The organism is Moorena sp. SIO3H5 (assembly GCF_010692395.1).
Classification (GTDB): Bacteria; Cyanobacteriota; Cyanobacteriia; order Cyanobacteriales; family Coleofasciculaceae; genus Moorena.
Genome location: NZ_JAAHHS010000161.1, coordinates 1 through 15908, shown reverse-complemented (window position 1 = coordinate 15908; position 15908 = coordinate 1). Strand labels below are relative to the sequence as shown.

16 protein-coding genes are annotated in these 15908 nt (G+C 42.0%); 9 read left to right on the top strand and 7 right to left on the bottom strand.

Going from position 1 to position 15908, the window contains the following annotated elements; translation table 11 throughout:
* Nucleotides 1–147: 147 nt before the first annotated feature.
* From F6K52_RS18240 to F6K52_RS18230, 3 genes are all read left to right on the top strand, one after another.
* On the top strand, nt 148–4632 hold the full coding sequence (locus F6K52_RS18240) for a DUF4157 domain-containing protein (RefSeq protein ID WP_293080450.1): 4485 nt from the start codon (nt 148–150) through the stop codon (nt 4630–4632).
* Nucleotides 4633–4636: 4 nt separating this feature from the next.
* Entirely contained in the window at nt 4637–5323 is a 687-nt protein-coding gene (locus F6K52_RS18235; protein WP_293080447.1) for a hypothetical protein, read from the top strand.
* 130 nt (nt 5324–5453) lie between these two features.
* A complete protein-coding gene (locus F6K52_RS18230; RefSeq protein ID WP_293080443.1) occupies nt 5454–5789 on the top strand; it encodes a XisI protein in 336 nt (111 codons plus the stop codon).
* A gap of 37 nt (nt 5790–5826) precedes the next feature.
* Here F6K52_RS18230 and F6K52_RS18225 read toward each other — a convergent pair whose 3' ends face one another.
* The 6 genes from F6K52_RS18225 to F6K52_RS18200 form a co-directional block, all read right to left on the bottom strand.
* Complete coding sequence (locus F6K52_RS18225; RefSeq protein ID WP_293080440.1) at nt 5827–6171, bottom strand: Txe/YoeB family addiction module toxin; 345 nt, start codon at nt 6169–6171, stop codon at nt 5827–5829.
* On the bottom strand, nt 6116–6421 hold the full coding sequence (locus tag F6K52_RS18220; RefSeq protein ID WP_293080438.1) for a type II toxin-antitoxin system prevent-host-death family antitoxin: 306 nt from the start codon (nt 6419–6421) through the stop codon (nt 6116–6118). Before F6K52_RS18220 ends, F6K52_RS18225 begins: the two co-directional genes overlap by 56 nt.
* Nucleotides 6422–6672: 251 nt before the next feature.
* Entirely contained in the window at nt 6673–7299 is a 627-nt protein-coding gene (locus F6K52_RS18215; RefSeq protein ID WP_293080435.1) for a type I restriction enzyme HsdR N-terminal domain-containing protein, read from the bottom strand.
* Nucleotides 7300–7458: 159 nt separating this feature from the next.
* A complete protein-coding gene (locus F6K52_RS18210) occupies nt 7459–7689 on the bottom strand; it encodes a hypothetical protein (protein ID WP_293080432.1) in 231 nt (76 codons plus the stop codon).
* Nucleotides 7682–7912, bottom strand: a complete 231-nt coding sequence (locus F6K52_RS18205; RefSeq protein ID WP_293080429.1) for a UPF0175 family protein — start codon at nt 7910–7912, stop codon at nt 7682–7684. The genes F6K52_RS18210 and F6K52_RS18205 overlap by 8 nt, the downstream gene beginning before the upstream one ends.
* A 168-nt stretch (nt 7913–8080) precedes the next feature.
* Nucleotides 8081–8245 carry a hypothetical protein gene (locus F6K52_RS18200; RefSeq protein WP_293080426.1) on the bottom strand — a complete coding sequence of 55 codons (165 nt, stop codon included), beginning with the start codon at nt 8243–8245 and terminating at the stop codon, nt 8081–8083.
* 465 nt (nt 8246–8710) lie between these two features.
* Between F6K52_RS18200 and F6K52_RS18195 the strand changes: the two genes are divergently transcribed.
* The 3 genes from F6K52_RS18195 to F6K52_RS18185 all read left to right on the top strand — a co-directional run bounded on the left by F6K52_RS18195 (nt 8711) and on the right by F6K52_RS18185 (nt 12543).
* Nucleotides 8711–9304, top strand: a complete 594-nt coding sequence (locus F6K52_RS18195; protein WP_293080423.1) for a Uma2 family endonuclease — start codon at nt 8711–8713, stop codon at nt 9302–9304.
* A gap of 4 nt (nt 9305–9308) precedes the next feature.
* Entirely contained in the window at nt 9309–10220 is a 912-nt protein-coding gene (locus F6K52_RS18190) for an Rpn family recombination-promoting nuclease/putative transposase (protein ID WP_293080421.1), read from the top strand.
* 196 nt (nt 10221–10416) lie between these two features.
* Nucleotides 10417–12543 (top strand): ATP-binding protein, encoded by a 2127-nt coding sequence (locus F6K52_RS18185; RefSeq protein WP_293080418.1) that lies wholly within the window; start codon nt 10417–10419, stop codon nt 12541–12543.
* 258 nt (nt 12544–12801) lie between these two features.
* On the opposite strand, the gene F6K52_RS18180 is transcribed toward F6K52_RS18185, so the two are convergent.
* Nucleotides 12802–12960, bottom strand: coding sequence for a hypothetical protein (locus F6K52_RS18180; RefSeq protein ID WP_293080415.1), 159 nt, complete (start codon nt 12958–12960; stop codon nt 12802–12804).
* Nucleotides 12961–13103: 143 nt separating this feature from the next.
* Here F6K52_RS18180 and F6K52_RS18175 point away from each other — a divergent pair, with 143 nt between their 5' ends.
* The 3 genes from F6K52_RS18175 to F6K52_RS18165 all read left to right on the top strand — a co-directional run.
* Nucleotides 13104–14474, top strand: coding sequence for a transposase (locus F6K52_RS18175; RefSeq protein WP_293080412.1), 1371 nt, complete (start codon nt 13104–13106; stop codon nt 14472–14474).
* Between the two features lie 202 nt (nt 14475–14676).
* Nucleotides 14677–15633: a MoxR family ATPase gene (locus tag F6K52_RS18170; RefSeq protein ID WP_293080409.1), complete on the top strand. Its 957-nt coding sequence runs from the start codon at nt 14677–14679 to the stop codon at nt 15631–15633.
* Between the two features lie 45 nt (nt 15634–15678).
* Nucleotides 15679–15908: hypothetical protein (locus F6K52_RS18165; RefSeq protein ID WP_293080406.1), on the top strand; the 230-nt coding region annotated here is incomplete at its 3' end.

Here is a 15908-nt window from a genome sequence, read left to right as displayed (position 1 = left end):
ATACACTCTTGCGTATCAGTGGTGCTATTCAGGTAATCGAATAATTGCTAGCAAAAACTAATATGGCAGGGGAAAACCAAGCTCAAAGTCTTGACAAAGATGCTGTAAGTATCCTCACTAATTAACTAAAAGGAAAAGGTGAACCACATGGGATATCAACGGGCAAGCCAAACCAAAAACAACCAAACCACCCCAAAGGGAAAAACTGTTCAAGCCAAGCCAACCCCATTGGCTACCCATAGTCCGGTTCACCCCCTCCTGAAACTACAAAGCACCATCGGTAACCAAGCCGTAAATCGTCTCATCCAGACAAAAATGCAAGTGGGGGAACCAGATGATGTGTACGAAAAGGAAGCAGACAGTGTTGCAGCCCAAGTAATGCGCATGCCAGCACCACCAGTCCAAAATCAAACTGAGGAAGAAGAAATACAAACTAAGCCCATAGCCCTACAATTACAATCCGACGAAGAGGAAATACAAACCAAAGCAAATCCTGGTCAAACCCCAGCAGTATCCCCTAATTTAGAAACCAAAATCCAATCCCGACGGGGTACGGGTCAACCTCTGCCAGACTCTACCCGTGCTTTCATGGAACCCAGATTTGGGGCTGACTTTAGTGGGGTGCGGGTGCATACAGACTCTACTGCGGTACAGATGAATAAGGAGTTGGGAGCCCAAGCCTTTACCCATGGTAGGGATATTTTCTATGGTGCGGGGAAGTCTCCTGGTAAAAATAGTTTGACGGCCCATGAGTTGACCCATACAATCCAGCAGACCGGGGGAATTGAGGCGAAGGTAATTGATCAACAGGGGAATGGGGTCAATCCAGAATCTCACACCCTTGTCAAGGATACTGATATAAAACCAGAAGTCGAGGGGGAAAATACAGTTAACACAGAGGTAGTTGCACCTGAAGAAACTGCTGCTCCTAAGGCTGAAACAGCGCCAAAGCTGGAAACAAATGCAACATCGGTTAGTTCTAGAGTTTCTCCAGAGAAAAACCAGGAGGCAATGGCTCCAGAAGCAGCTAATCAAGGGATTAAAGCTGAGGTAAATCAAGAAACCACCGCAACACCTGCTGAAGCAACACCCCAAGAAACTACTCCTGCTTCCCCAGAGTCAGATCCAGATTTTCAAGCAGTGGTTGCTAAAGCTAAGGGAGTTGCCAATAAGCAAAAACAACACGCCCCAGCTAGTACAAAAGCGAAAGAAGCCCAAGCTGCAGCAGTAAGTCCAGACAAGGAAATAGAAAGCAAAGCCCAGGCCAATCAAGTGGGTGAGATGGCACAAGCTCCCACTCCTGGTTTTAATGCTGCTGCTTTCAAGGCTAAATTAATGGAGCGCATCAAGTCAGCAGCTCCGGAAACTCTTGAAGAAGCGGATCAGTTTAAGGAGAGTAACAAACTGGCTTCTGTCAAGAGCCAGATGCAAGATACCGTTAAGCAAGAGCAAACTGCATCTCAAGCACCCTTAGAACAGAAGGCGAAACAAGCACCCGATACCAGCAGTATTAAACCCAAATCAGTAACTCCCCTACCTGCCAATCAAGCCGGAGCAGTAACCAAAAATATTGGTGCTGATAAAGCGATTCCTAAAGCCAAGGGACAAGGTGAAGTGAAGGCACCCCTACAAGAAAGTAGCCAAAAACTTGACCAACAGATGGCTGAGGCTGATGTGACCACGGAACAGTTAGCTAAATCCAATGAACCCCAATTCCAAACTGCTTTAGCAGCGAAACAAGAGGCTCAAACTAATGCCAGCCAAGCACCCCAAGGCTATCGTCAGTTTGAACAAGACCAGTTAGCCCAAGCCCAAGGGGAAGCTGCAACCACAGCAGGAAAACAACTGCAAGGAATGCATGGCTCCCGCGCTCAGTTATTAGCTCAGGTTACCAATCAGCAAATTAAAGCTAAGGGTAAGGATGAGCAAGAACGAGCTAAGGTTGCTGGGGATATTCAAAAGATTTACAACCAAACTAAAACTAAGGTTGAGGACACTATCAAGGGCTTAGATGGTAAGGTTAATCAAGAATTTGACGCTGGTGCCAATCAAGCCACCAAAGCCTTCGAGAATTACGTTGATAAAAAAATGAGGGCTTACAAAGCAAAACGCTATAGTGGCGATTTTGGTTGGTATCTTTGGGGTAAGGATAAATTACTAGGTTTACCCTCAGAGGTTAATGCTTTTTATCAACAGGGACGACAACTTTACCTGGAAAAAATGGATGTTGTCCTCGATAAAATTGTCAACATTATTGGCACTGCCTTAACCGATGCTAAAGCAGAAATCGCCAAGGGTAGGCAGGAAATTAAGGAATATGTAGCTCAATTACCCGAAAACCTGAAAACTGTAGGTCAACAAGCCGCTACGGATATTCAAAGTCAATTCAACGAGTTAGAACAAAACGTTGACAGCAAACAAGATCAGCTAATTAATACTCTGGCGCAGAAATATAACGAAAAGCTGCAAGCCGTTGATGCCCGCATCGATGAGATGAAGGCTGCTAACCAAGGTTTAGTTGATAAAGCAGCCAATGCCATAACTGGAGTCATCGATACCATTAATAAACTCAAAGACCTGTTGCTTAGTGTCTTGAGTAAAGCGGCTAGTTTGATTGGTAACATTATTAAAGACCCCATCGGCTTCCTAGGAAATTTAATTAGTGGTATTAAACAAGGCTTTGAGAATTTTGTCGCTAATATTGGGCAACATCTACAAGCCGGTTTAATTGGCTGGTTAACTGGAAGCCTGGGACCGATGGGTATTCAACTACCCGATGACATCTTTAGCTTACCGGGAATATTCAGCTTAGTAACTCAAGTGTTGGGATTGACATTTACCTACATTCGTGGTAAATCAGTCAAACTCTTTGGGGAACCAGTAGTAGCTGGCATGGAGAAAAGCGTCGAAATATTCCAGGTATTACGCGATCGCGGACCCATGGGACTGTGGGAACATGTTAAGGAACAGTTCAACGACCTGAAACAAACAGTCATCGAACAAATCAAGAGCATGGTAGTTACCGAGGTGATCAGCGCCGGGGTGAAGTGGGTTCTGAGCTTGTTGAATCCCGCATCAGCCTTTGTCAAAGCCGCCATGGCAATCTATGACATCATCATGTTCTTTGTCAATCGCGGTAGTCAGGTGCTGGAATTGGTAAATGCTGTGGTAGATGCCGTGAGTGCGATCGCATCTGGTGCAGTTGGTGGTGCAGCCAAGTTGGTAGAGAATGCTTTAGCGAAAGCTGTACCAGTGGTAATAGGGTTCTTGGCTTCCTTGTTGGGTATTGGTGGTTTGGCGAAGAAGGTTGAGAATATTATTGGTAAGATTCGCGAGCGGATTGATCAGGCGATTGATAAGGTGTTGTTGAAGGCGAGGGGGTTGTTGGGGAAAGCCAAAAAAGGAGCAAATAAAGTAAAGGAAACTGTACTCAACCTCATTAAATGGTGGACTAAAAAGAAAAGCTTTAAGGATAAGACTGGGCACTCTCATGAACTATATTACAAGGGTAGCTTAGCGAATGCGAAACTCTATGTAGCCAGTTTTGATCCTAAGATGCTCGACAAGTTCTTTGATGAGAAGCTAAAAGAAGCAGAAGGGCAGACAAGTTTCACAAAAAGTGATGTAGAAGTTGCCAAGGAATATTACGATAAAAAAGTCCGCCCTCTGGAAATTAGACTGAGAGAAATTGACAAGGTTTATCAAGGAGGTTCAGGTGGATCTAAACTCTCAGCAGAGAAGAAAGCAAAAGACATTAACGCCAATAAGCAGCTTGTACAAGAGCTTGAACGAGCTTTATCGGAATTAAGTAATCAACATCTTAAGAAGTTATTTGGAGCAACTGTCGAAGACTATCCCCCACCTAAGCTTCCAGTGATGGCTGACAATAAAAAAGCATCTAGCTTCACTGCTGATTATATTGTTAGGGGTGAAAAGCACAAAATTACAACCGGGACGGAGTCAGGTAAGCATGTAGGGAACCTCGATGGATGGTCTCAACTTCAAGAGTCAAAACTTACTCACCAAGCCCAATGGGTTCGGATGCACTTGTTGCCACATAAATTGGGTGGTAATGCAGTTGATTCTAACTTAACTCCCGCGCGGGGATCTCACAATACTCGATTTTCAAGTGCAGTAGAGCAACCTGCTATCAAGGCTGCAGTGGAGGGTAACATCAAAGATAACAAGCCTATTTGGTATCGTTTCCTTATTAACTATTATTCTGGTAAAGCTAGTCCTTTCCCCAAATATTTGAAAGCAGAATGGGGATTTTATGAAAGTACTGGTGGTCAACTCAAACGTGGGCCATTAGTAAAGTCATTTTCACAAAGCCCAGAGAAACCAGAATTGACTCCTGTTACTCCCAATCTAAATGATCCAGACGTGACGGCAGGCGATATAACTAGAGTTACTGATGTAGATCGTGGTTTTGTTTTGCTTCTATTAAATGTTAGGAAAGAAAATGGTGAATCTTTAGGAACTACAGAAGCATTAGTTCAATCAAAAATGGAGGATAAGTATGTAACAAACCATCAAGGCAACAGACAATTCAAATTTGGAGTTAAAGACTTTGATAACCGCCTGGAGAAAGTCTTGGGAGCTATTAGAGCGGGAAAATTAAAATTAAAGTAGAGAAATGACACGAGATTATTTAAGAGATTTTAGAAGTTTAATGGATGAGCTGAGGCAACATACGGCTTTTGAAATTATTACAGAAGAAATTGTTACAAAATATGAGGATGGCTTGGCTAAATTTTCAGTAAATAAGCTGAAAACAAGATTTGGTTTTGATATTTCTCAAGGTTATGAAAAGTTTATTGATGTATCTCTTTATACACATTTGCGATTTGTCTATTACATTAATAGAGAAGTTTGCGGGGGAGGTGAATTTCACCTAAGGCCCATCTACGATACAGTAATTTCAACCCAAGATCCTGAACTCTGGAATGAAGGGATGACCCAACAAGAAATTGAGTTCCTAAAATATTTTCGTGTTTTTGATGACCATCCTGACTCCGGCGATTTTAAACTTGCAGCTTTTCACTTGACACCAGGTGTATCTCCACCTGCCTTTCCAGATATTTATTTCTATGATCGGGGTGAGTACTGGAAGATGAACCTTGATTATGGAGGTTATTTAGATGCCTTACTAGGATTGTTGGGTGTAAGTAACTGGCAGTACCTTTTTTGCGATGTAGACATGACTCAACCGAAGTATGAGAGCCTCTTCAACGAACTAAACAATACGTTAAATCAACTTAGTCAGCTTTTTACTGCCAGAGACTTTGAAACATATCACGAAATGTTACGAACTAAAAGATAAAGTGATTCTCGTCGGATAGCTTAATGAAAAATTTTCAGTTAAGGAAATTGATGTTAGGTTTTGCTTTTGGTGGTTTTCGATAAACTTTGGCACAATTAAAATTTGGCTTTTTTAAAGAGGTGATTTTAGAATGGAAAAAATAATCCAGTATCGCCAATACATTAAACAACTTCTGAGTGATTATGCCAGTAAAAGTCCATCTGATGAAGATGTTGAAGCTGCCTTAATATTTGACTCAGACCACGACCATTACCAAGTTGTCTATACTGGCTGGAAGAATCGCCAACCCATGTATGGTTGTGTTCTACATTTCAGCATCAAAAATGCCAAAATTTGGATACATCATGATGGAACTGAAATTGGTTTTGCTAACGAACTCGTCAAATTGGGAGTACCAAAGACTGATATTGTACTAGCATTTCAAGAACCTGCTGTACGTCAATATACTGACTTTGCAGTGAATTAGAGTAAATTGGCTTAAAAAATAAAACCCAACAAAACCACTACTCATAATGATACCGACAAGCCAGAAAATCAATCTGACTACTTCCCACCCGATAAACCAGCCGATGTTCCAAATCAATGCGCCGTGACCAAATATTTGCATCCATATACTTTAATGGTTCTGGTTTACCAATGCCCTCAAATGGATTGTTCATTACAGCAGTAACCAAATCCAAAATTTTCGACGCCACTTTAAAATCGTGCTTGAACCACCAAGCCAAATCTTCCTTAAACCTAGAACTAAAACCAGGACTGCGATTAACCACAACTGGCTTTACTTGATCGGATTCAGCCTTTTTCTTCTTCTTCTTGCTCAATTCCCAACTCAGAGTAAAGTTCTTCAATGGTTTGAGGTTTTATTTTTCCAGTCTTAGACTCCTCAATTGCATCCAGCAGGCGAATGGCATTAGTAGGGTTTCTTAAGAGATAAACCGTCTCTACTAAACTCCTCAAATCCGATTCTGTAATCAAAGCAACATTCTCACCATCACGACGATTGATGATATATACCTGATTATTTTGTGCAACTATATCCAACAACTTAAATAAGTTATTTCTAGCATCCGTTGGAGATGTAATCTCGTAATCAAACATCAGTTTATGTACAGATTTACGTACATATATTATATCATTTATACCAAATCAAGCAACAGATGCTTTCATTGAAACCAAAACCTGATCTGACTTTATGAATTGTAAATTGTTATGAGTAATCATAATCTTTAAAACTTACCTTTAGAGAAAGAGTTAACCTTAAACAACTCCTCCAATCCCTTAACCATTCCCACAACTTCCCTATCCCTCACCAAACAAAGTGCAACGCTAAGCAACCGAGAGAGCAATCTCTAGTTGTCGGAAAATTTGTTGGTTTTTAACTTCTTGAGAATAGTCGCAACCTCGTAGAGCTTATTTTGCCGAGACAATAATGAAAACGCATCAGAAAAATCGTATACTTTATCCTTCAACTTGCAGAAGATAAAATCGCTGCCATTTGTTACCATGCCAAAGCTTGGTTGTCGTGGTGCAGCACTCATATAGGCTAAACACTGTGGTAAAGCAATATCCGCCGCAAACTTAGATCGTTTAGCTTCTACAGTCAGTATCCAAACAAGACCGCGAATCACCAATACATCTATCCGACCTCGATAAACTTCATTATGTTCTTCCACCTCCAGACTGATAGGAACCTCAGATTGTACAAAAAACGGAGGCTCATGAAATTCCAACCTCTCCAGTAGTGGTGCAACAATAGATAAAAGCACCGTTCCTTCAGTTAAGAGACCAGCATTGTAGTAATAATAATATCGCTGCCGGAGACGGTCCAGAAAAGATTTATCATCATCTAATATCTCAATAGAGGATACCTGCCATTCTGAAAAAAACGATTCATCAGTGGCGCGAGATAACCCCAAGCGCTCATGTAATACTTGAAAGCTTGAAATCGTTTTCTCGATTGCCAGTAGTCTACTCATACAGAGCGATTGCTATGGAATTTATTCATTGTAGTTTTTTATATTGTAGCTTTTTATGCAGGGAGCAGGGAGCAGGGAGCAAGGAACAGGGAAGAGGGAAGAGTCAATAGTCAAACAATGCTGTGTACTTCATGAGTCCTAGAAACGCTATAAATAGACTTACCCAGATAATTCACCAGCAAGTTTCAAAACAGCCATTCGTGTGGAGTAATCAAGACGAAATCCCAGAGCATCTAATTTGTCTAAAATTGGAGCTACAATTCCAGCAGCTAATTCATTCGCCACAGCTTGAGGTACAATAACCGATCCATAAAGTTGTGGGAGTAAATCTAGTAAATTTGTTTGATAGAGATATTGAATTGGTGAGGTATCAGCAATCACATTAGGCATTTTCTAAATCCTCTGTTAATTCTGCTTCTGTTAATCTGAAAGTGTTGATACCATAGTCCCTCAACTTAGATAAAAAAACTACTCGCTCAATACCAGCTAGTTGAGCAGCAGCACCAGAGGAAAGTTTACCTAATTCATAAAGTTTCATCGCAGCACTTAAACATAATTCTTCTCCTAGTGTGGTGTTAGATTTAAAGCCTGTGCGGTTTCTTCTGGAACACATAGGGTAACTTGATAGATAATCAACGGGAAAGCTACTTTGCTATAAGTGGTGAAAACCTCTGCAGGAAGTAGGAAAAAAGCAATGCATCGCTACTCCTTACTTCCTACTCCCTTGGGTGCAGCGCTAAGATTCTTTACCCATAGGATGATTTCCTAAATTGACCAAAGGTCACGCTACGCGAACAAAGATAATCACAAATTGAGCATCAGGCATAAGCCGTTTCAGGGCCTTTAAATGACCTTCCGCATCCGAGCGTTTGCGGAACCGAGCAACAACTACTCGTTGCATGTCTTGATGCAGTCGCTCATGGGGGAAACCACGGCAGTTGCTCATGGGGGGAACCCCCAAGACCGCACTGCCTCCCCAAGACCGCGCTGCATCGCTTTAGGCAATAGGCGGACTATCACCCACGGATGAAGGCGTTCAGAATAAGACATAATCAAACTATATCCTTTTATAGGGGTACTAGAGCCAGCCTTCGAGTCTGGAAAATCATCAGGCTGGCTCTTAACATGGAACCTTTAACGTCCATGGTTTTATTTTAACATATAAATAGCCTTTAATTATAACATATTTTGAAACTTTTTGTAACATTTTTTTTGCATACTATTTATAGTGATCTCTCTTCCGTCAGATTGAGTATATAGCATTTTTATTTGAGAGATAAACATAGGATTTATATGAAAACAAAACAGCATATCTATAAACGGTAAACAGTATTAAGTATTAGCAATATTATTCATAAAGTATTGATAAATGTTATATATTAAAAATAAGCCTATTTTTGATACAAATTTCATGATTGCTCAACTTGGCACTCCCCAAATGTCCCCCCAAGAGTATTTAGCTTGGGAAGCAGAGCAACTTGCCCGCTACGGCTATATTGACGGTCAGATCTATGCCATGACTGGGGGCACCATCCCCCATAACCAAGTTGCTGTAAATCTAGTCGCTTTAATCAAACCCCACCTGCGGAGTAAACAATCTAAAACCTTGAGCAGGGATGCCAAAGTTGGAATTACAGAACAAGGTCCTTTTCACTATCCAGACGTATCCGTTACCTGTGATCACAGAGACCGCACTGCCCGGGATTATATTCGTTATCCCTGTCTCATTGTAGAAGTGCTCTCTAGCAGCACAGAAGCATTTGACCGTGGCCAAAAATTTAGACACTATCGCCACATTGAAACATTACAAGAATATGTTTTGATTGACCCGGATAAAATGAGCGTAGAATGCTATCGATTAAACGAAAACCAGAGATGGGAACTGTACCATTATGCTACTAGTCCTGATCGCCCAGAGGATTGTCAAGTTGAACTTACCAGCATTGAGCTAGCATTTCCCATTAACTTACTTTACGAAGACATTGACCAACTCGATAACAGCTAAAACCATGAGATTTATCAATCCCAAAACTGACTACGCCTTCAAAAAAATCTTTGGTTCCGCCGAAAGCAAAGACATTCTGATTAGTTTTCTCAATGCCTTGATTTATGACGGTAACCCTACCATTGAAGACTTAGAAATCATAAATCCCAACTTACCGCCGAAAGTTGAGGGCTTAAAAGATACTTACCTTGATGTTAAAGCTAAACTGAAGGATGGCACCCTAGTCATCATCGAAATGCAAGTTTTAAATGTGCAATCCTTTGGTAAAAGAGTATTGTTCAACGCTGCTAAAACCTACGCCTTTCAACTACAAAAGGGAGAGGGCTACCGCATGCTCAAACCAGTCATAGCTCTCACCCTGACCGATTTTGAAATGTTCGCCAATCGCCATGATTTTACCTCTCGCTTCGTTTATCGAGAAGTATCTGATGGCTCTGTCTATCCCGAAAACGATATCGAACTAGTGTTCGTTGAGTTACCAAAATTTACCAAAGAACTCCCACAACTCGAAACAATTACTGATAAATGGATTTACTTTATTAAATCTGCGCGATCGCTTGCCTCCATCCCCGAAAATATGGACAATATTCCTGAATTACAACGAGCCTTTGAAATTGCCAATCAAGCCAACTTAACTCCCACTGAACTTGAAGATTTGGAACGTCGAGAAATGTTTATCTACGATCAGCAGGGAGCAGTTGCTCTTGGTCGGGAAGAAGGTAGGGAGCAAGGTCTTCAAGAAGGTCGTCAAGAAGGTCGTCTGGAAGGTAAAAAAGAAGGTCGTCTGGAAGGTAAAAAAGAAGAACAACGGATTATTGCTGAAAAATTACTCACTGTACTAGATGACGAAGCGATCGCCGCAACAACAGGATTGAGTCTGGAAGTCGTTCGAGAGCTGCGCGAGAAAATGAATTAACCATCAATACTAACTTTTCCCAAACCCTTTGGTCTAATCCAAAGCGTTCGCGTAGCGTAGCCCAAAGGGCTAATCGCGTTTCTTCCTCATAGATTACCAACTTCCCCAACACCCTCCCATCTTGTGAAGTTAGCCGTAACGAGGCGAAAACTTGGCTCAATTCCCGATACCGATTGAAATGAAAATGGTATACCCCATGTTCGACGATCTAATCTCAGCATTACAAAGGCTAGATAAATTACTAGAGCAAGCAGTAATAAAAGCACAAGCTGTGTACGGTTCTCAAGCAGCTACTGACCCTTATCGAGGTCTTCGTATTGATCGCGATCAAGTCAAACAACTCCTAGATCGTGAACCAGGGATACCTTTGTTTGCAGTAGATTCAGAAAAAACTGAGTCCGATCAGACTAACAATACACCATTAAACTGGCTGAAACAGACTTTCGGTTTGTCTGAATTTGATTTAGACGTGATGTTGATTGCCCTCGCTCCAGAAATTGATTTAGCTTACGAGGGTCTGTATGCCTATCTCCAGGATGATGTCACTCGCAGGCGACCTAGTATTGATTTAGCCTTAAATTTACTATGTCCTTCTGCTGAAGCCAAGCTCTTACAACGAGTTCATTTTGCTCCTGACGCACCCTTAATCAAACATGGCTTACTTCACTTAATTCCTGACCCTCATCAGGTTAAACCACCAATATTATCCTATTATCTCAAGCTAGATGATCAGGTTATCCATTCTCTGTTAAAACAAAAGAGTCTTGAACCGGGTTTAGAATCTTGGTGTCAATTGATAGATACTCCTGCGGTTGAGGACAACTTACCGATTAGGGATGACATTAAACACATACTTCCTAAGCTAGTCAAACACGCTCAAAATACCAGCCAGTCTCTACATCTGTATTTCTCTGGTTTACATTCTACTGAAAAACGCCGTGGAGCGATCGCCCTTGCCGCTCAAGTGAACAAGCCATTATTGATTGCGGATTTAGCTCAACTAGCAATTAAGGAAGAGTTTGACCAACTGCTAAAATTGTTATTTCGTGAAGCCTGTTTTCACGATGCTATCCTCTATCTAGAAAGTCTGGAAAGTTTAGATGCACTACAGACCAAAGAGCAGCATCTGTTATATAAAAGGGTACTTGACAGACTAACTAAGTCAAAAAGTGTGGTAATCTTATCTGGAATACAGTCGTTGCTACCAAAGTTTACCAATCTCCAGGGTGTGATTACTGTACCTTTTGCTACCCCGGATTTTTATCAACGGCGCGTTTACTGGCAAGCTAGTTTAGAAACTAAAGGAATTGTACTTAGCGATCGCGACTTGGATACCCTCGCCAATCGTTTTACCTTGAGTTCAGCTCAAATAGTAGGAGCATTGACAACTGCTTGTAATCAGGCTTTGTGGCGTGCTGCTGCCGAATTTGAGGAATTGCCATTAAACAGTACAATAAAGCCAACCTTAAATGACTTATTAGCAGCGGCTCGTGACCAATCTGGTAGCAATTTAACTGAATTAGCCCGGAAACTTAACCCTAAGTATAGTTGGCAAGACATTATCTTACCCCCCGATCAACTTGCTCAGCTCAAAGAAATTTGTAATCAAGCCAAGTATCGTCATATTGTCTATGAGAAATGGGGCTTTCACCGCAAGCTATCCATTGGTAAAGGATTAAATGTACTATTTTCAGGTCCACCAGGCACAGGTAAGACCATGGCGGCGGAAGTGATTGCTAATGAACTACAGCTTGAGCTATACAAAATTGATTTATCCCAAGTTGTCAGTAAGTACATTGGCGAGACTGAGAAAAATCTGAACCGCATTTTTATGGCTGCGGAAACAGCTAACGCTATCCTCCTGTTTGATGAAGCAGATGCTCTGTTTGGCAAGCGGTCTGAAGTTCGAGATGCTCATGACCGCTACGCCAATATTGAAGTTGGGTATCTGTTGCAGAAGATGGAGGAATATGAGGGGATATCAATTTTGACAACAAATTTGCGCCAAAATTTAGACGAGGCATTTGTGCGTAGGTTAGCCTTTACAGTACACTTTCCCTCACCAGATGAAGCTAGTCGTCGGCGCATTTGGGAGGGAATTTGGACTGAAGAAATCCCCTTGTCAGCAGATGTAGATTTTGATTTTTTGGCACGGCAGTTCAAATTGAGTGGAGGGAATATCAAGAATATTGCCCTAGCCGCAGCTTTTCTAGCGGCTGAAGCAGGTAGTGCAGTGATGATGGAACATTTGTTACAGGGAACTCGCCGGGAATATCAGAAGATGGGTAAGGTATGGAGTGATGGAATGCGATCGCTTAAATAATCGGGTCACGGTCAGTAGTGAGCCAGTTTTACACTAACGACTTACCTAGTGCTATTGTAAGCTATCAGCCGTTGGCCTTTGGCCAAGGCTGAATGCTGAATCCTTACGTGCTATCAAAACTTCCTGAAATTTGAGAACCCCCGCGCTTTTAGCCGGGGTCAGAAGTTACCCCAGCGAGCAATCCCTCGCTGGGGCAGCCTTTATGGTTGATCGGTTACTCGTCCCAGGGTTAAAACTTTATGATTAAGGCTGCCTTAATCAACAGGTTTCGTCTCCGGGATGAAAAACAGAGACTGGAAATATCGGCGTCGTGTCCTCTATTTGACTTCTAGCCCAGCGTTCTATAAATTCACCAACACTGGTGTTCGAGTCCTTGGCGGAAAGTTGTAACCACTTCCACACACTGTCAGTGAACATTATAGTGTGTGGTTTTTTGAGTTCATCGTAATAAACAGGAACTCCCCTCATCTTTTTCTTTGACTTTTTCTGGTTTTGAATTGACATATTTAGACCCTACGTATAGACTAGATATATGGTAACAAAAGAGGTCGAAGTTATCAATGTATAAGACGATACCAGTAAAAGCTGTTTTTTCAGATGAAGAAAAAGCGTTTTGGGAATTTCAATGCCAGCAAGCTAATAGCTTATTTAACTGCGCTATTTATTACGCAAAACAGAAACACTATAAATGGCTAGAAGAGCAGCAGGCTTATACAACTTATTGGCGAGAAGACGAACTAAAGGCAGGTTGGAAGACCTACAAGTGTGGGGTTAAATACCCTGAGATAGATAAAGCTTTAAAAATGTCGCCTCACTACAAAGCTATGGCCGCCCAATCTGCTCAGCAGACTCTTAAAACTGTAGGAGAGGCGATCGCAAGCTATAACCAGTTAGTTGGATTATATTACAAAGGAGAAGTTGACAAACCTAGATTTCCTCGTTACAGAAAATCCGGTGGATTAGCTTCTGTTACTTTCCCTAGGCAGGCGCTCACTTATAAGGAGGGTTTGTTTTATCCTTCAGTTAGCAAAGAAAGTAAGCCAGAACTGCTAACTCAAATAACCTTAGATCCTCCGGACTTTATAGATCCGGATTGGGTTAAACAGGTCGCAGTTCGCCCCTGTTATGGACAGCTGTGGCTCGACTGGATCATAGAGGATGGGAAGCAGCCACTAGCTACTAATCCAGATCTCAATTACTCCCAAGCCTTGGGTATAGATCATGGTGGAGATAATTGGCTGACCTGCGTTTCGACCTTAGGGAAGAGCTTCATTGTAGATGGAAAGAAGCTCAAGGCTATGAATCAAGGGTATTCCCGATTAGTAGCGAAACATAAAACTGGAAAACCAGAAAGATACTGGAATTCAACCCTAGACAGAATCCAGTTGAAGCGAAACAATCAAATGAGGGACGCAGTTAACAAAGCTGCCCGATTTATTATTAATCGCTGCTTAAACGACGGAATAGGAAACATAGTAATAGGTTGGAACGAAGGCCAAAAGAGCCGTTCCAATATGGGGATAAAAGGTAATCAAAAGTTTGTAGTTATTCCCACGAAACGACTAATAGAAAGGCTTAAGCAACTTTGTCTCGAATATGGAATAAAGCTCATAATCACAGAAGAGTCATACACTAGTAAAGCGTCTTTCTTGGATGACGACTCCTTACCGAAATTAGGTGCAAAACCCCTTCGCGTAGCGTCGGCTTTGCCGAAAGGATGGAGACCATCTGGCAAAAGAGTTAGGCGCGGACTTTATCAGACTGCTTCAGGAATGTTAATCAACGCCGATTGTAACGGCGCTGGTAACATCCTCAGAAAAGTAACCACACAGCCCTTCGACCTGGCTAAGGTGGCTAGGGGAGCATTGACACTCCCGCACCGATACGATTTATTCAGTCACTTGTCTAAATCATATCGATATAAGGGTTAAGCGGTACGGGTTCACCCTACCGCGTAACATCCTTTAAGAATCCCCCGTGCTTTAGCCGGGGGAGATGTCAATTACCTGATTAAGCGACAAGTATAGTACTGTAATCCTTAGGCGATCGCGAACATATTATTGATCAAGTTATTTCTTTTTATTCCTGTTATCTTATTTCTAGAATTATTTTAGTGAATTCGTATAAGGTGCTATGGATGACTTAGGGAGAAGAAAGTACACAGGTGACGGTAAGTGTCGCTACAAACCGCTTCCTGGTGCATGGCAAGAGCCAGAACCTTACATTGCTTCTAAGGCTTTGGCAGATGCAGTTAATACTGCTCTCTACCTGCGTCGTCCTTTATTATTAGAAGGTGACCCAGGCTGCGGGAAAACGCGATTAGCTTATGCGGTTGCCTATGAACTGGGTTATCCCCTCTACAGCTGCTACATCCGCTCTACCAGTCGAGCCCAGGACTTACTTTATGATTATGATGCCATAAGTCGGTTGTATGACATTCAGGAACGTCAAACTGCAGGTAATCCCAGCCAACCTTTGTACCGCAAAAATTATGTTACCTTAGGGGATTTGGGCGAGGCAATTCAGCAATCACAAAATGACATTCCTTCGGTAGTGCTCATTGATGAAATTGATAAAGCGGATCGGGATTTTCCTAATGACTTGCTCTTAGAACTGGAGCGATTACAATTCCAAGTTAAAGAAGTAATAAATGTTCGTTTTGATGCTTTCAAAGGTAAAACCAAAGAAGAACGAATATATTTTTTACCGTTAATTATTATCACCAGTAATAGTGAAAAAGAATTGCCAAAACCCTTCCTACGTCGTTGTTTATTTTACTACGTTGAATTCCCAGAAAATGCTACCCTAAAACAGATTATCCAGAGTCATTTTAAAACTGAGATTAGCCCCCTATCCGAAGCAGCTATCCAAAAATTTTGGGAACTGCGGGAATTGAGAAATTGGCAAAAAATACCAGGTACCAGTGAATTTTTGGATTGGTTGAGAATCTTGGAACGGGATCAACAAGGGAATCAAAGTACTGCTGAAGCATTAGCCGATACTCCCACCGCGAATCTGCCTCATCTAGAAACTCTAGTCAAAACTCAACAGGATCATGATGCCCTGAGCAAGACCAGGATACCAGATTAGTTAGTCAGACTATAGTTATTGAGTGAGACTATAGTTATTGAGAGTATGGGATTGCCCTTGGCCTTGGCCAAAAGGCCACGCTACGGGAATGGGCCACGCTACGGGAATGGTCACGCTGCCCGAACGCGCCCGAAAATGAGCAATGACTGTCTTGATGCAGTCGCTCATGGGGGAAACCACGGCAGTTGCTCATGGTTAGAAGTTACCGTAAGACAGTTGAGCCTTGTCTTGATGCAGTCGCTCATGGGGGAAACCCCCAAGACCGCGCAAATCAC

Bases quoted from the DNA above. Each gene is read 5' to 3' on its own strand.
- F6K52_RS18240 (WP_293080450.1), top strand. From the start codon at position 148: ATGGGATATCAACGGGCAAGCCAAACCAAAAACAACCAAACCACCCCA.
- F6K52_RS18235 (WP_293080447.1), top strand. From the start codon at position 4,637: ATGACACGAGATTATTTAAGAGATTTTAGAAGTTTAATGGATGAGCTG.
- F6K52_RS18230 (WP_293080443.1), top strand. From the start codon at position 5,454: ATGGAAAAAATAATCCAGTATCGCCAATACATTAAACAACTTCTGAGT.
- F6K52_RS18220 (WP_293080438.1), bottom strand. From the start codon at position 6,421: ATGTTTGATTACGAGATTACATCTCCAACGGATGCTAGAAATAACTTA.
- F6K52_RS18215 (WP_293080435.1), bottom strand. From the start codon at position 7,299: ATGAGTAGACTACTGGCAATCGAGAAAACGATTTCAAGCTTTCAAGTA.
- F6K52_RS18210 (WP_293080432.1), bottom strand. From the start codon at position 7,689: ATGCCTAATGTGATTGCTGATACCTCACCAATTCAATATCTCTATCAA.
- F6K52_RS18205 (WP_293080429.1), bottom strand. From the start codon at position 7,912: ATGTGTTCCAGAAGAAACCGCACAGGCTTTAAATCTAACACCACACTA.
- F6K52_RS18200 (WP_293080426.1), bottom strand. From the start codon at position 8,245: ATGAGCAACTGCCGTGGTTTCCCCCATGAGCGACTGCATCAAGACATG.
- F6K52_RS18195 (WP_293080423.1), top strand. From the start codon at position 8,711: ATGATTGCTCAACTTGGCACTCCCCAAATGTCCCCCCAAGAGTATTTA.
- F6K52_RS18190 (WP_293080421.1), top strand. From the start codon at position 9,309: ATGAGATTTATCAATCCCAAAACTGACTACGCCTTCAAAAAAATCTTT.
- F6K52_RS18185 (WP_293080418.1), top strand. From the start codon at position 10,417: ATGTTCGACGATCTAATCTCAGCATTACAAAGGCTAGATAAATTACTA.
- F6K52_RS18180 (WP_293080415.1), bottom strand. From the start codon at position 12,960: ATGTTCACTGACAGTGTGTGGAAGTGGTTACAACTTTCCGCCAAGGAC.
- F6K52_RS18175 (WP_293080412.1), top strand. From the start codon at position 13,104: ATGTATAAGACGATACCAGTAAAAGCTGTTTTTTCAGATGAAGAAAAA.
- F6K52_RS18170 (WP_293080409.1), top strand. From the start codon at position 14,677: ATGGATGACTTAGGGAGAAGAAAGTACACAGGTGACGGTAAGTGTCGC.